This window comes from Micromonospora noduli, from assembly GCF_003264365.1.
In the GTDB taxonomy this organism is placed as follows: domain Bacteria; phylum Actinomycetota; class Actinomycetes; order Mycobacteriales; family Micromonosporaceae; genus Micromonospora; species Micromonospora noduli.
On sequence record NZ_PYAK01000009.1, the window covers coordinates 149,773 to 165,187 of the forward strand.

The 15,415-nt window shown below is 70.0% G+C and carries 13 protein-coding genes; 3 read left to right on the plus strand and 10 right to left on the minus strand.

Annotated features, from left to right (window positions below; translation table 11 throughout):
• Positions 1-810 (minus strand): AfsR/SARP family transcriptional regulator, encoded by an 810-nt coding sequence (locus tag GUI43_RS10165; RefSeq protein WP_211326671.1) that lies wholly within the window; start codon positions 808-810, stop codon positions 1-3.
• Positions 811-1,021: 211 nt separating this feature from the next.
• On the opposite strand from GUI43_RS10165, the gene metK reads away from it, so the two are divergent.
• Complete coding sequence (metK, locus tag GUI43_RS10170) at positions 1,022-2,209, plus strand: methionine adenosyltransferase (RefSeq protein ID WP_091394940.1); 1,188 nt, start codon at positions 1,022-1,024, stop codon at positions 2,207-2,209.
• Positions 2,210-2,225: 16 nt separating this feature from the next.
• On the opposite strand, the gene GUI43_RS10175 is transcribed toward metK, so the two are convergent.
• The 6 genes from GUI43_RS10175 to GUI43_RS10200 all read right to left on the minus strand — a co-directional run bounded on the left by GUI43_RS10175 (position 2,226) and on the right by GUI43_RS10200 (position 9,327).
• On the minus strand, positions 2,226-2,924 hold the full coding sequence (locus GUI43_RS10175; protein ID WP_112581711.1) for a response regulator: 699 nt from the start codon (positions 2,922-2,924) through the stop codon (positions 2,226-2,228).
• Positions 2,925-3,053: 129 nt separating this feature from the next.
• Entirely contained in the window at positions 3,054-4,175 is a 1,122-nt protein-coding gene (locus GUI43_RS10180; protein ID WP_112581712.1) for a ScyD/ScyE family protein, read from the minus strand.
• Between the two features lie 88 nt (positions 4,176-4,263).
• Positions 4,264-6,339, minus strand: coding sequence for a multicopper oxidase family protein (locus GUI43_RS10185; RefSeq protein ID WP_170158703.1), 2,076 nt, complete (start codon positions 6,337-6,339; stop codon positions 4,264-4,266).
• A gap of 105 nt (positions 6,340-6,444) precedes the next feature.
• Positions 6,445-7,104 (minus strand): response regulator, encoded by a 660-nt coding sequence (locus GUI43_RS10190; RefSeq protein ID WP_112581714.1) that lies wholly within the window; start codon positions 7,102-7,104, stop codon positions 6,445-6,447.
• Positions 7,101-8,219 carry a sensor histidine kinase gene (locus GUI43_RS10195; RefSeq protein WP_112698633.1) on the minus strand — a complete coding sequence of 373 codons (1,119 nt, stop codon included), beginning with the start codon at positions 8,217-8,219 and terminating at the stop codon, positions 7,101-7,103. Before GUI43_RS10195 ends, GUI43_RS10190 begins: the two co-directional genes overlap by 4 nt.
• 82 nt (positions 8,220-8,301) lie before the next feature.
• Positions 8,302-9,327 (minus strand): methyltransferase, encoded by a 1,026-nt coding sequence (locus GUI43_RS10200; protein ID WP_112603705.1) that lies wholly within the window; start codon positions 9,325-9,327, stop codon positions 8,302-8,304.
• Between the two features lie 127 nt (positions 9,328-9,454).
• On the opposite strand from GUI43_RS10200, the gene GUI43_RS10205 reads away from it, so the two are divergent.
• The gene (locus tag GUI43_RS10205) at positions 9,455-10,993 is read left to right on the plus strand and encodes an aminotransferase class III-fold pyridoxal phosphate-dependent enzyme (protein WP_170158704.1); all 1,539 of its coding nucleotides are present in this window, start codon (positions 9,455-9,457) and stop codon (positions 10,991-10,993) included.
• Positions 10,994-11,155: 162 nt separating this feature from the next.
• Positions 11,156-12,853, plus strand: coding sequence for an MFS transporter (locus tag GUI43_RS10210; protein ID WP_112698635.1), 1,698 nt, complete (start codon positions 11,156-11,158; stop codon positions 12,851-12,853).
• A 52-nt stretch (positions 12,854-12,905) separates the two neighbouring features.
• Here GUI43_RS10210 and GUI43_RS10215 read toward each other — a convergent pair whose 3' ends face one another.
• From GUI43_RS10215 to GUI43_RS10225, 3 genes are all read right to left on the minus strand, one after another.
• On the minus strand, positions 12,906-13,472 hold the full coding sequence (locus GUI43_RS10215) for a PadR family transcriptional regulator (protein ID WP_112581719.1): 567 nt from the start codon (positions 13,470-13,472) through the stop codon (positions 12,906-12,908).
• Between the two features lie 65 nt (positions 13,473-13,537).
• On the minus strand, positions 13,538-14,215 hold the full coding sequence (locus GUI43_RS10220) for a response regulator (RefSeq protein ID WP_225855431.1): 678 nt from the start codon (positions 14,213-14,215) through the stop codon (positions 13,538-13,540).
• Positions 14,212-15,288, minus strand: coding sequence for a sensor histidine kinase (locus GUI43_RS10225; RefSeq protein ID WP_146758744.1), 1,077 nt, complete (start codon positions 15,286-15,288; stop codon positions 14,212-14,214). The genes GUI43_RS10220 and GUI43_RS10225 overlap by 4 nt, the downstream gene beginning before the upstream one ends.
• Between the last annotated feature and the right edge of the window lie 127 nt (positions 15,289-15,415).

Below are 15,415 nucleotides of genomic sequence, written 5' to 3' on the forward strand. Positions count from 1 at the left end.
TCACGAGGCCCTGGCAAGCCCCGGGCGCAGTGGCCCGCCGGCTGCCAACACCTCCCGCTGGAGCCGCTGGAGGTCAGGCGAAGGGTCCAGGCCCAACTCCTCACTGAGCACCCGGCGCAGGTGGTGGTACGCCTGCAACGCCTCGCCACGGCGCCCCGAGCGGCTGAGCGCCACGATGAGCTGGCGGTGGAACCACTCGTTGAGCGGGTACGTGCCCACGAGATAGCGCAGCTCGCCGATCAGCTCGCGGTGGCGGCCGAGCGTGATGTCGGCCTGGATGCGCAGCTCCAGCGCACGGATCCACTGCTCCTGAAGGTGGATCGCGTGCGCCTCCAACGCCGGCCCGAACGTCACGTTGGCGCCCACCGGCCCCGTCCACATGGCCAGCGCCCGCCGCAGCACCTCGGCGCCCTCCTCGGGCCGGTCCGACTCGATGTGCGAGCGGCCCCGGTCGAGCATCGTCTCGAACACCTCGGCGTCGAGCTGGCCCGGCTCCACCCTGAGCAGGTAGCCGCGGGCACGGCTCTCCAGCACGGTCCGGTCCGGGGTCTCAATCCCCTCTTTCGCGAAGAGCTTGCGCAGGTGGTAGATGTAGGTCTGCACGGTGGTGACGGCGCTGCGCGCCGGATCGTCACCCCACAGCTCCCGGATTATCGAGTCGACCAGAACGACCCGATTGGCCCGCATCACCAGCAGCGCCAACACGGTCCGCACCTTCGGCGGCGTCGGCGTGCAGATCCGGCCGTCGTGGATCACTTCCAGCGACCCGAGGATCTCGTACCTGACCACAGTGGTCCCCCCATTCCCCATAGCACTCGTCGAGACGTTCTCAAGCTATGGATGAGCGGGGCGTGTCGGAACGACCGCAGGTAGCGACATCGCGGGTTCTTCCGAGGATCGATGCGTGTCGAAAGTTGTACGGCGGATACCCCTTTGATCGCTCGATGCTTCCTCCAGGCAACCTCCACCAGGGGCGGGAAGACTCGCCGGGCCCCCACGCCCCTCGGGTTAGGAGTCACACATGTCGCGCCGCCTCTTCACCTCCGAGTCGGTCACCGAAGGTCATCCCGACAAGATCGCCGATCAGATCAGCGACGGGATCCTCGACGCGTTACTGGCGCAGGACCCGCACAGCCGGGTCGCCGTCGAAAGCCTGATCACCACCGGCCAGGTCCACGTCGCGGGCGAGGTCACCACGCAGGCCTACGCCGACATCCCGCGCATCGTGCGGGAAACGGTCCTGGGCATCGGGTACGACTCGTCGAAGAAGGGCTTCGACGGCGCATCCTGCGGCGTCAGCATCTCGATCGGCGCCCAGTCGCCCGACATCGCGCAGGGCGTCGACACGGCGATCGAGCTGCGCGACGGTTCGTCCGGCGGTGGGCTCGACGCCCAGGGCGCCGGCGACCAGGGCATGATGTTCGGCTTCGCCTGCTCGGAGACGCCGGAGCTGATGCCGCTGCCGATCGCGCTGGCCCATCGGCTGGCCCGTCGGCTGGCCGCCGTCCGCAAGGACGGCACCGTGCCCTACCTGCGACCGGACGGCAAGACCCAGGTCACCGTCGAGTACGACGGCCTACGCCCGGTCCGGCTCGACACCGTAGTGGTCTCCACGCAGCACGCCGCCCACATCTCCCTCGACGAACTGCTCGCCCCCGACATCCGGGACCACGTGATCACGCCGGAGCTGGAGGCGCTCGACCTCGACACCGAGGGTTACCGGCTGCTGGTCAACCCGACGGGGCGGTTCGAGATCGGTGGCCCGATGGGCGACGCCGGCCTGACCGGACGGAAGATCATCGTCGACACCTACGGCGGGTACGCCCGGCACGGTGGTGGCGCGTTCTCGGGGAAGGACCCGTCGAAGGTCGACCGCTCGGCGGCGTACGCGATGCGGTGGGTGGCGAAGAACGTGGTCGCCGCGGGCCTGGCCGAACGGTGTGAGGCGCAGGTGGCCTACGCGATCGGCAAGGCCCACCCGGTGAGCCTGTTCGTGGAGACGTTCGGAACGGAGACGGTGCCGCTCGACCGGATCGAGAAGGCGATCGGCGAGGTCTTCGACCTGCGCCCGGCGGCGATCATCCGCGACTTGGACCTCCTGCGTCCGATCTACCAGCAGACGGCCGCCTACGGCCACTTCGGCCGTGAACTCCCGGACCTGACCTGGGAGCGCACGGACCGCGCCGCCGACCTCAAGGCCGCTTGTTGAGGAACGTCGCCGACCGTTAGAACGGCGGGCGGCGCGGGCGTGGCACCAACCGGTCGTGTGGCAGCGTCACCAGTGACGCTGCCACCGCCTTGTTGACCGCGTCGATGCGGGAGACCGCGCCGAGCTTCGCGAAGATGCGACGTAGGTGGCTCTTCACAGTGGCCTCGGTCAGGTCGAGTCGCCGTGCGATCTGGGCATTGGTCATCGCCTCGGCCGCGAGTTGCAGGATCTCCAGCTCGACGTGGGACAGGATGGCCGACTCCGCGTTCTGCACCTGCACCAGGCTCTGACCGGAGACCGAGAGCAGCACCGAGCCGCTGCCGTCGCGTGCCTTGCGGATCGCGGCGACCAGCTCCTCACGACCCACGCTCTTGAGCAGGTAGGCGCGCACCCCGGCGGCGATCAGACGGCGCAGCAGGTCAGGGCTGTCATACATGCTGAGGATGACGACTGCACTGTCGGGCGACACCTCACGGATGCGGCGCACCGTGACCACCGGGTCATCGCCGGGAATCTCGACGTCGAGCAACACCACGTCGGGACGCTCCGACGCAGCCTTGGCGACCGCGGTGGCCGAGTCGCCCGCCTCGTCGACCACGTCGAGGTCGGCGTGCACCTCGAGCACCCAGCGCAGCCCCTCGCGGACGAGAGCGTGGTCGTCGACTATGAGGATGGTGGTGGCGCCGGCGGAAGACCCGCCGTCGGACCGCGTCAACCTAACCCCCAGACCCCATCCCCCGCCGCCAGCGTGCACACGATTGGCACCGTATCGCGGACGTGTGACGCCACAGCTATCGTGGCGTCCTCCCGACACGAAGAACGCCACGATCGCCGCGCGATTCTGTCAGTCTCGTGTGGACAGACGGACCAACTCGCCGATGCCGAGGCCCTTGTTGGCGATGTAGAAGCTGCCGTCGGAAGCGATGGCGAACGACATCGGGGAGTCCAGGCCGGTGCTCGCCAGCTCCCGGTGGCTACCGTCGCGCTCCACCCGGATCAACGCACCGGTGGAGTCCCCGGAGCTGAGCCCGTTCTTCGCGATCTCCAGCACTACCAGTCGGCCCCGCTTGTCGAACGCGATGTCGATGATGTTGGTGAAGCCGGTCGCGAAGATCGTCGGCTCCTGCCCGGGCACCAGCCGCCACACCCGGGCGCCACCGTTCGGGAAGGGGTGCCCGGTCAGCTGTCCGATGTAGAAGGCGCCGTCCGGCCCGCGGGTGATGGTGACCGGCACGAACTGGATCGGCGTCGTCGAGCCGGGCGGCAGGCCCCACTCCGGCGGCGCAGGAACCTGCTCCTGCGGCCACACGTGTTCGGCCGTGACAACGCCACGGCGGTCGATCCTGAGCACGTCGTTGGCGGCCGCGTCGAGCGCGTAGACGTCACGCCCGTCGGCGACCACGGCGTACGGCTGGCTCTCCGGAATGACCCCGTCGGGGTTGTTCTGCCCCTCGAAGGCGGAGAGGTCGCCGACGACCGACCAGCGGCGCTTCCCCTCGACCCGGAGGATCGTCCCCATCGTGGCCCCGGCCGCACCGAGCAGGTCGCGCGAGACCGGGTCGGTGCTGTAGCCCATCGCCACCAGGAGCTTGCCCTGCCGGTCGAAGGCCAGGTCGTGGGCCCCGTAGACGGAGAAGCCGCCGCCGGTGCTGCGCAGCGACGGCAGACCCGTCACGACTCGCTTCTGCCAGCCGTGACGGACCGCCGTGATCGCACCGGTCGAGCCGTAGCAGAGGTTGGTGCCGAACGTGCCGGGGATGCACACGTCGTCGCCGCCGAGCCCGGCCTCGGCGACGTGGACGGTGCCGGCCCGGTCGATGGCGACACCGCGAGGGTTGTCGAGGTTGCGGGCGACGACGGTCAGTCGCCCAGTGGTCGAGGTGGCCGCAGTGGCGGGCGCGGCAATGCCGGCCACCAGTACCAGCGGCACAGCCAGCGACAACGTTCGTCGCATCGCGTCGAGCATGGGTTCTCCTCAGCATGCGGGGTTCGGATGCGAACGACGCTGCCGTCGTTGCCTCGAGGCCCGGTGGAGGAAGGCTCGACAGGTTGGCCTACTCCGGCTGATTGGGGGTGCCGCGCCCCAGCTCATAGGGGGATGTCACGCCCTCGTAGGCGAGGTGCATCACCATGCCGTTGGCCGCGTGGTCGAGGTTGTGGCAGTGGTCCATCCAGAGCCCCGGGTTGTCCGCCTTGAAGCCGATTTCGTAGATCTCACCGGGGATCACGTCGAGGCTGTCGATCCACCACGGTGACCCGGTCGCGCGGACCCCGTTGCGGGACAGCACCAACGCGTGATGGCCGTGCAGATGCATCGGGTGGTTCTGGTGGCTGCGGTTGACGATCCGCACCTTGACCACGTCGTCCATTCGAACCATGAGCGTCGGCGTGTTGGGGAAGCTGTGCCCGTTGATGATCGGCACCAGGTGCAGCCCCCCGTTGTAGAAGGACAGCCGGTCGTCGAGGAGTTGGGTGAACGAGCGGTCGTACGACGAGCCGGCGTCGAAGGGCCGGGAGCCACCAGAGCCGTACGAGAGCGGGTCGAACTGGTCCCCGTCGTCGACGATCTTCGGCGTCGAGGTGTCACCCGGTGGCGTCAGGACCAGCCCGCCGTCGCGGTTGGCGAGGTCGGTCAGGCGCACCGGACCCGCCGGCATCGTGAACGTCACGTCGTAGCGTCCACCGGTCGCCAACCCGAACCGCGGGTCGGTCAGCGGGGTCGGGCCGTTGACGTCGACCCCGTCGATCGCCGCCACCCGCACCGGCGTGCCGTTGACAGTCAGAGCCCGCGGACGACTGTCGGTGGACGGGTTGTTGTCGGTGTTGATCAGACGCAGTCGCACCGGTGTGCCCGGGGCAACCTCCTGGCGTTGCAGCGTGTCGCTGGTGCCGAACGAGACGATGTTGTCGTCCGGCGTACGCCACTCGTGGGCCTGCACGACGAAGTCACGCTCGCCGGGGGGTGGGCCGTCGCGCGGCTCAACGATCAGCGCGCCGAACAGACCGCGCCGGATCGCCTCGAGCGGGTTCTGGTGGGTGTGGTACCAGAACGTGCCGACCTGCTCGGCGATGAACCGGTAGGTGAAGCTGCCGCCCGGCTCCACCGCGTTCTGCGTCGCGCCGGCCACGCCGTCCTCACCGTTGGGGACGTCGAGGCCGTGCCAGTGGATGGTCACGTTCTCGTCGGGAATCTCGTTGTGCAGCGTCACCTCGACGAGGTCTCCCTCGCGGACCCGCAGCTCCGGCCCGGGCGACTGTCCGTTGTACGTCAGCGCCTTGATCTCGGTGCCCGACGAGAGCCGTACCGTTGCGTTCTTCGCGGTCAGCGTGAAGGCCTTGTTGGGCTTGCCGGTCCGCGGCCCGCGCAGGTCGTCGACCGAGGTCCCGCCGTGACCACCGTGACCGATCGAGGGGCCGCCACCGTAGTCGACGTTGTCGTGGGACGTCATGGACATGCGGTCGGGCAGCCTGCTGCTCTGGGCCACGTAGGTGATGCCGGCGGCGACGACGAGCACCACGACGGCGGCCTGTGCGGTGGCGCGCAGGGCGCTGGCACGCCGGCCCCGGCGCGCGAAGTCGGTAGCGGTGACGACCCGCAGGCGACGCCCCTGCCAGAACCACAGCACCAACACCGACAGCAGGATCGGCGCGGCGTGGGTCGCGATGTCGTCGAGGTAGGACGGGACCGGACGGGACACGTACGCGAAGTAGACACCAATGACCGTCGCCACGGCCGTCACCTGGACCGGCACGACGAATCGGGGATCGGCGGCGGCGGAGCGCGTCTCGACGTCGACCGGCGCGTCGTCACGGTTGGCCAGGGCGCGCAGGCCCGGCACGGTCCAGATGACGACGGCCAGCATCGGCAGCAGCAGGAGCGGCATCTGCACGATCACGCGGTTGTCGGCAAAGATCCAGTCGACGGCGAGCATCAGCCCGATCGCGACGCACTTGACGACCAGCACCACCAGCGCGGCGACGAGCAGACGCAGCAGCCGACGGGCGCTCTTGCGCAGCGCCTCGGGCGTCGGCCGCCAGGCCAGCCGCGTGGCGAGGATCGCCGCGGACAGCCAGATCAGGAACAGGACCCCGGCCAGGATCCCATCGGCGTTCTCTCCGACCTCAAACATGACGCCAACATACGAAGGATGCGCACCCCACGGCATCCGCGTAGGAACGGCCGATGGGTACGGCGATCGCCGTAGCCGGCACCGCCTGCGAAACAAGTGCCGTAGTCAGCTGCCGGGCGCGACGAGCCCCGTCTGGTAGGCGAGGACGACGAGTTGCGCGCGGTCGCGGACGCGGAGCTTGACCATGGCCCGGTGGACGTGGGTACGGGCCGTGGCCGGGCTCATCGACAGGCGACGCCCGATCTCCTCGTTCGTCAGCCCGCTGGCGACCAGGCTCATCACCTCGCGCTCGCGGTCGGTCAACACCGCCAGCCGGCCGCCGTCGACCGGTGTCGGCGCGACCTTGCTGACGAACGCGCTCACCAGACGGCTCGTCACCCGCGGCGAGATCAACATGTCGCCGCCGGCCACCACCCGCACCGCCTGGCGCAGCTCGTCGGGCTCGATGTCCTTGAGCAGGAACCCGCTCGCGCCGGCGCGCAGCGCCTCGAAGACGTACTCGTCGAGCTCGAAGGTGGTCAGGACAATGACCCGCACGGCCGGGAACCGCTCGACGATCGCGGCCGTGGCCCGCACGCCGTCGAGCACCGGCATTCGCACGTCCATCAGCACGATGTCCGGCCGGGTCGCGGCGACCATCTCGACAGCCTGGGCGCCGTTGGATGCCTCACCGACCACCTCCAGGTCGTCGCTGTGGTCGAGCAGGCCCCGGAAGCCGGCCCGCACGAGTGTCTGGTCGTCCGCCAGCACCATCCGGATCGTCACGCTGTCTCCTCCACCTCGACCGGCAGCCGCGCGGCCACTCGGAACCCCCCGCCCTGCGGCCGGGGCCCGGCCTCAAGCGACCCACCGGCGGCCGTGGCCCGTTCCCGCATGCCGGCCACCCCGTGCCCCCGCTGGCTCGCCCCGGACCCGACCCCGTCGTCGACGATCTCCACAGTGACGGCGTCACCCGCGTAGGCGATGGTGACGTCGACGGTCGACGCTTCGGCGTGTTTGACCGTGTTGGTGATCGACTCCTGCACGATCCGGTAGACCGAGAGCGCCACCTCCGGTGGGATCGGGCGCGGGGTGCCGGCGATCCCCGACCGCACCTTCACGCCGGCCTGTTCGGCGACCGCGAAGACTCGGGCCAGATCGGGCACCTCCCCGGCGTCGCGGAGCATGCCGATCGCCGAGCGGACCTCGTGCATGGCGTCGCGTGCCGCGCCCCGGATGCTCCGCAGTGCGGCCCGCGCCTCGGCCGGTTTGCTGTCGAAGATGTCGTCGGCGAGGCTCGCCTGCACACTGATGGCGGCGATCGTGTGACCGAGTACGTCGTGGACCTCGCGGGCGATGCGAAGGCGCTCCTGGGCGACCTCGTGCTGACGCTCCTGGCGCATCACGGCGAGACGCTGCTGTGCCTCGGCCAGCCGGACCCGGCGGGTGCGGATCGTCTCGGCGAGCAGCACCACGGCCGCGAGCAGCGAGCCCTCTTCGAGGGTGGCCGAGAGGGCGGGGAAGAAACCCTCGCCGAGCAGCGTGTACCGCATGATCAGCTCAAGGACGACGAAGAACCCGGCGACGACGAGCGCCCAGGTGAACCGGCCGGCGGCCGCCACGGAGAAGAGCGCGGCGGCCAGCGGGAGCGCGGGCGGGATGCCCGGGTACTCGAGCGCGTAGTAGATCATCAGCGCGGTGACTGAGCCGACCAGCACCAGCAGCGGCCAGCGGCGCCGGAAGACCAGCAGCAGCCCGATCACCGCGCCGATCGCGTAGGCGCGCGCGTCCGGCGGCCGGGCGCCGGGCTCGTCGGCGACCCGGATCGCCACCGCCACCACGGCCGCGACGACGATCGCGATGAGGGCATCGATCGCGATTCGTCTGATGGCCGGCTTCATGTCCGCAACGGTACGACGCGCGCACGGTCCGTTAGCGAGGGCCCCTTCCCAACCGGAAACCGTCAGCAAGGGGCCCGTCGGCTCAGCCGCGGCGGAGCGAGAGCAGGGTCTGCCCGGTGGGGATCACCGTGCTGCCCGCCACCTGGAGCCCGGCCTTCTCGCCCAGTTCGGCGTACTCGCGCCAGGTCCTCGCCTTGCCCGCCATGAGCGAGAGGAGGCGCAGGTCCATCTGGGTGATGAACATCAGCCGGGCCGGGTCATCGGGGAAGTTGTCGTTCTCGTCCTTCACGAGGATCTGCACGATCAGCACCTTTCCGGTCGTGCCGATCGCGTCCGCCGCCCGCTGGAGGATCTTCTCGGCGGCACTGTCGTTCCAGTCGTGCAGAACGTTCGACAGGATGTAGACATCGGCGCCGGCCGGGAGCGGGTCGAAGATGCTCCCGCTGACCACCTCGGCGCGGTCGGCGATGCCCGCCGCCTCGAACCGGGCCCGGCCCTGCTCGACGACGCCCGGCAGGTCGACCACTGTGCCGCGCAGGTGCGGCTGGGCCTTGAGGATCTCGGTGAGCAGGGCACCGGTGCCGCCGCCGACGTCGACGACGTGGTTGACGGTGCTCCAGTCGTAGCCCTGGACGACCTGGTCGAAGTAGCTCGCGTGGGTGGCCATCAGCGCGCCGAACGACGTGGCCCGGTCGGGGTTGGTGGCCAGGTCGTCCCAAAACTCGATGCCGTAACGCACGGGGTACGCCGCATCGCCGGTGCGGATCGAGTGGGTCAGCGAGCTGAACGTGCCCTCGATCCGGCCGGCCATCGAGTCGACGTCGAGCCAGGGACGCTGGGCGGCGGGGTGGTCGGTCTTGAGGAACTCGGCGGCCTCCGTCAGGGCGTACACCCGCGGCTCGGTCTCCTTGAAGACGCCGCGGACCGAGAGGTAGCGCAGCAGCCGGTGCAGCGCGTCGGGATTGGCCTTCGTCGCCGCGGCGAGCTCGTCGAGCGTGGTGGTGCCCGCGGCGATCAGGTCGGCGAGGCCGAGCGTCGCCGCGGCCCGCACTGCCCACGGCGTGATCGTGTCGGTCAGCGAGTAGAGATTGACCCGATTTTCCGTCATGGCGGCGAGCTTCGACGACGGCGCTCGAGACCGGCTCGAAGCCGCGTCGATCGACCGGTTCTCCAGCCGGGTTCGAGTGGACGCGCGCAGGCTGCGCCTGTCACGGCCGCCATGCGAAGGGGACACGATGGGCGCCAGCCACCAGGAGCGCGGAGCGATCGAGGTCATTCAGGACCTCATGCAGCAGAAGTGGGTCTACGAGCTGTTCGGCGAGATCGGCGCGCGCCAGGGTGCCTCGGCCGCGCATGTCGAGCAACTGAGGGCGGTCGACGCCGCCGCGCACGTGTTCTGGCCGTTCCAGGCACCGCCGTTTCCGGTCATCGCGGCCACCGCGAGCGGATCGACGTTGACTGACATCGACGGCAACGACTACCTCGACTGCCACATGGGATACGGCGCTCAGGCGCTGCACGGGCACAACCCGGCGCCGGTCGTCGACTTCGTCCGCGAGCACCTCGGCAAGGGCACCGGCAACGGCTACACCAACGCGTTGGAGCTGGAGCTGGCGACGCTGCTGCGGGAGATTCTCCCGCACAACGAGAAGTTCGCTTTCCAACACTCGGGTACGGGCGCCACCCAGTCGGCGATCCGGCTCTGCCGTGCGCACACCGGGCGGCGGATGGTCGCCAAGTTCGAGGGCACCCTGCACGGGTCCCACGACCTGGCCGTCCACAACACGGCGCCCTGGTATCACGGGCATCCCGCGGTGCCGTTCCCGGAGATCGGCAAGGACGGCATTCCGCTGGTCTCGGCGTTCGCCGGCGTCACCCCGGCCGAGCCGCGCGACCTGCTGATCCTGCCCAACGACACAGCGCTCGCGGTCGAGTTGATCGAGCGCCACGCGGGCGAGTTGGCCTGCATCCTGGCCGAGCCGGCCGCCTCGTCGTTCCCGTTCGAGGAGACGACGATCCCGATGATCCGCGAGGTGGCGGTGGCCGCCCGGCGGCTCGGGGTGCCGTTCATCCTCGACGAGGTGCTGACGGGCTTCCGTTCGGGGCTCGGCGGCGCCGCGCAGAAGTTCGACATCCCGACCGACCTCGTCACCTACGGCAAGGTGATCAGCGGGCTCGGACTGCCGCTGTCGGCGATCGGTGGTCGGGCCGACATCCTCGACATCTCGCAGACCAGTGGGCAGTCCTGGACCGACTTCGGCCAGAAGACCGGCCTGCAGGGCAGCCACACCGGCAACTACCTGTCGGTGGCGGCGTCGCTGGCCACGCTCCAGCTGCTTCGCGACAAGGGGCCCGCCTACTACACCGAGCTGCAGGCCAAGGTCGACCGGGTCCAGGCGCGGCTGGCCGCGTTCCGGGCGGCCGAGGGGATCCCGCTGCGCATGGTGGGGTTCGGCGACTACATCGGGTGCTTCCAGTTCCTTCCGGAAGACTCCTACACCGACTACCGGGTCTACTCGCGGGCGCTCAACCCGGCGACGTTCATCCTCACGCTGCTGCTGCGCAAGCGCGGCATCTACACGCTCGGCATGCCGATGTTCTTCGCCGGCGGCGCTCACAGCGACGCCGACGTCGACCGGCTGACCGACGCGGTGCTGGAGAGCACGCTGGAGCTTCGCGCCAACGACTTCCCCTTCGATCTGGCGTGGCCGGCGACGTCCGCGTGGGGCTCCGGGTCCTCCGAGTGGGGTTCGGGTTCCTCCAACTGGTCGTAGCCACCTCTGCGTCACCGGGCCCGGGTCAGCTCCTGACCCGGGCCCTCCTCATGCGCCGTACAGGTCATACGCAAATAGCCGTACTTGACTAATCGTACGCGACGGCGTGTAGTCGAAGGGTGGGTCCGCTGTCGACCCCCGTCCGACTTCAGGAGGAACGCGATGACGGAGAGCTGGACCGACGAACGCAGCGCCGCCCCACCCAATCCGCGCCGATGGCTGATCCTGGCCGTCATTCTGGCCGGGGCATTCATGATTCTGCTGGCCACGACGATCGTCAATGTGGCGGTCGCGCCGATCCAGCGCGACCTCCGGTCGACGTACACGGCCATGGAGTGGGTCATCGCCGGCTACGCGCTCGGCTACGGCCTGTTGCTCATCCCCGCCGGCCGGATCGGCGACCGCTTCGGCCACCGCAAGCTGTTCCTCATCGGCGTCGCGGGGTTCACGCTCGCGTCGGCGGCGTCGGCGCTCGCGGCCACACCCGGCCAGCTGATCGCGTTCCAGGTGGTGCAGGGCATGATGGCCGGCATCCTCAACCCGCCGGTGCTGGCGCTGATCCAGGCCACGTTCCCGGCGAAGGAGACCGGCAAGGCGTACGGGATCTACGGCGCCATCGGCGGCATCGCGACCGCCAGCGGCCCGCTCCTCGGCGGCCTGCTGATCGCGTGGGACCTCAACGGCTGGGACTGGCGGCCGGTGTTCCTGCTCAACGTGCCGATCGGCCTGGCCACGTTCGTCGCCGCGCTGATCCTGGTGCCCGAGTCGCGAGGCCGCCGCGGTGGCCTCGACGTGATCGGCATGCTGCTCGTCTCGGCCGCCGTCCTGCTGCTGGCCGTCCCCCTGGTCGAGGGCCAGCGCCTGGGTTGGCCGGCATGGACGTTCGTCTCGATGGCAGCGGCGCTGCCCGCGTTGGCCGTCTTCGCGGTGTGGGAGTTGCGCCGCGCCCGACGCGCCCAGGTCCCGCTGGTAAGCATGCGCCTCTTCGCGCACCGCTCGTTCTCCGCCGGCGTCGGCATCAGCCTCTGCTACTTCGCGGGCTTCATCGGCCTGCTCTTCGCGCTCTCGCTGCACCTGCAGATCGGCCTGGAGAAGTCCGCCCTGACGACGGGCCTGATCCTGCTGCCGTTCTCGTTCGGCACACTGGTCGGCGCGGCCATCTCCGACAACGTCGCCCGGGCGCTCGGTCGTGGCGTCCTGATGCTCGGCGCGGGCATCGTGATCGTCGGCATGGTGGGCATCATCGCCACGATCCACTGGTGGGGTTCCGGCCTGGAGCTACTGCCAGCCCTGCTCTTCGCCGGCTTCGGCTCGGGCCTGGTGATCGCGCCGAGCGTCGAGATCGTGCTGGCCGGTGTGCCCTGGCAGGACGCGGGCGCGGCCAGCGGTGTGCTCGGCACCGCCCAGCGTCTCGGCCAGGCGATCGGCGTCGCGGTGGCCGGCGTGGTCCTCTTCGGGACGCTCGGCTCCTACTCGGGGACCGCCGCGGAGAAGGCGAGCCCGGAGCTCCAGGCATCGCTCGTGGCGGCGGGCCTGCCGCCGGCCGAGGCGAGCGCGGCGACGACCACCTTCGCCGACTGTTTCATCCGCCAGTCGCGCGCGTCGGATCCGACGGCCACGCCGCCCGGCTGCGCGGACTCGGCGCCGGGTCCGGTCGGCGCGGCCTTCGACAGCGCGGCCACGTCGGCGCTGGAGACCAACTTCAACCGGGCGGTCCAGTGGACCGTCGGCGCCGTCCTGGTCGGCGTGATCCTCACGTTCCTTCTCGTCTACCTGCTGCCCCGCCGGCCCGAAGAGCCCTGGGCCGAGGCGAGCAAGCCCGATTGGAACGTGACCACCCAGCCCGAGCCCGCTCAGTGACAAGCCGCCAGCCCCGGCCCCGAAGATGCCACCGGGGCCGGGGGTGGCACCGTCAGGAGGTCGTCATCGAGGTCGGCTGGTTGGCCATCAGCTTGGGCAACTGGTCGAGCAGCTCGTCGTGCCAGGCGAGCTCGGTACGGAGTCGGAGCTCGGTATGACGGAAGGTCGTCCACTCCAGACCACGGATGTGCGGTGCCGCCAGCTCTCGGAGCGCGAGCCACGAGTCGAGCTGCTCGGCGAGGGCCTTCCGGCGCGCCACGATGATCGCGCGCAGCGCGTCCTCTCCGAGGTCGATCACGTTCTGCAGGGCCAGGTCGACCGGATCGTGACGGAGCTTGGTGTCGCGCAGTGCCTCGTCGCGGTGGTCGATCAGCTCCGCCGCGCCGGCCGAGGTGAGCGCGTAGATCGTGCGGGCGGGCCGGTTGCCCTCCTGCTCGGTCCGGACCGCCTCGATGACGCCCTCGACCTGCATCCGGTGCAGCGCGCCGTAGAGCGACCCCGGCTTGACGTCGCTCCACAGCTCGGTACGGTCGACCTGGGCCGCCCGGCGGATCTGGTGCCCATGCATGGGGCCCCCGCGCGCGAGCGCTCCAAGTACGAACAGGCGAGTGCTATTCACGGCATTAGTCCAACACGAGTGCCCGTTTGCGGGCAAGTTACCCAGAGCAATCCTTGAGCGGCCTGCTATCCGTGAAACGTCGGGTCGACGCAGAGCCTCGGCAGGACGATCAGCGAAGCCGCGATGGCCCTGTTGACCGCGTCGATCCGGGACACCGCACCGAGTTTGGCGAAGATGTTGCGCAGGTGGCGCTTGACCGTCGCCTCCGACAGGCAGAGCCGACCGGCGATCTGAGCGTTGCTCATCGCCTGACCGACCAACTGCAGGACCTCGCGCTCACGGTCCGACAGCGTGCTGTGCACCGGCCCCTGCACCTGGGTCAGGCTCTCCCGCGACACCGCCAGCATCACCGGCGCGTCATCGGCGCGGGCGCTGCGGATCGCCGCCACCAACTCCTGGCGCGTCGAGTTCTTCAGCAGGTAGCCGCAGATGCCAAGGGTCAACAACTCACGCAACAGCGTCGGGCCGTCGAACATGCTGAGGATGATGACCCGGCTCGCCGGCGCGACGTCACGGATCCGACGGACCGTGGTGGTCACCCCGTCGCCGGGGATCTGCACGTCGAGCAGCACGATGTCGGGCTGGCGGATTCGGATCTCGTTGACAGCGGCGCCGCTGTCGCCGGCCTCGCCGACGACCACGAGGTCGCGCTGGGCGTCGAGGATCTCCCGGAGGCCGTCGCGCACCACGACGTGGTCGTCGACCAGCACGATGCGGGTCGGCTCGATCATCGTGACGGTCACCGGCCGGCCCCCGCCCCGACGGCGAGCAGCGGCACGACGAGCTCGACCGAAGAGCCCTGGTGCCCCGCCGCGCGCACCGCGAGGCGACCGCCGACGACGGCCGCGCGCTCAGCCATCGCGCGCAGGCCGGAGCCGTCGCGCACCGTCGCGACGTCGAAGCCCACCCCGTCGTCGGTGACGGTCGCCCGCAGCTCGTGCGGGGTGATGTCGATGACCGCATGGATCACCCGAGCGCCGGCGTGGGCCACCGCGTTGCGCAGCGCCTCGCGGACGACCAGGAACACCTCGTCGAGCACCTCGGGCGGCACCCACGACTCGTCGCCGTTGATCTCGGTGTGCAGACGTGTCTCGCCCGTCTCGACCGTCGACAGGAAGTTGGCCAGCGCCTCGTCGAGTGACCCGAGCGGCTGAGAGAGCCGAAGGTCGGCGATGAGCACACGCAGATAGCCGACCGCGTCGTGGAGCGACTCCCGGGCGATGACCACCCGGCGGTCCACGTCGTCGTGGCGTCGTTCCTGGGCGAGCTCGTGGGCCTCCAGGTTGCGGTACGCCGCGCTGAGGCTGTGGCCCAGCCGGTCGTGCAGCTCGCGCGCGATCAACGAACGCTCGGCGATCTGCGCCTGGTGGACCTCGTTCATCAGGCCGGCGGCATAGCGCGAACTCGCGTCGACCAGCCGGGTGAGTGTCGTCCGGGTGAGCGCGTCGGCGACCAGCGCCAGGATCGCGCCCTGGTCGGGCTGGCCGACCAACTGCCCCAGCGCGTCGGCCAGCACGATGTCGGCCAGCGCGACGACCGCGCGAAAGCACTCGCGTGGGTGAAGCTCGACGTCCTCGGTGGACACCGCCGGCGGCGGTGCCGACAGCGGCTCGGTCGCCCCACGGCGAATCTCGGCCATCGTCTCCCGGAGCAGGACATCGGCCTGCGCGGCGTAGCTGTCGATCAGGTCAGCGGCCCCTTCGAAATCGTCACTCGCAGCGGCAAGACGCTGACGGTAGGCGGCAAGAATCGGTTGATGCCTGCGTTCGAGAACCTCGGCAGCGGTCCTCCGCAGCGCATCGTTTCCAACAACCATTGCGGATCCCCCGGTGTGTGCCCTATTGCTCCCCAGGTGCGGGCACGAACGGCTCTCCCCAGCGCCGCTGCCCGCCGTGTCGCCGACTCCCCCCGTCGTGGGCGACAAAGCACTCAGATCGGATCGG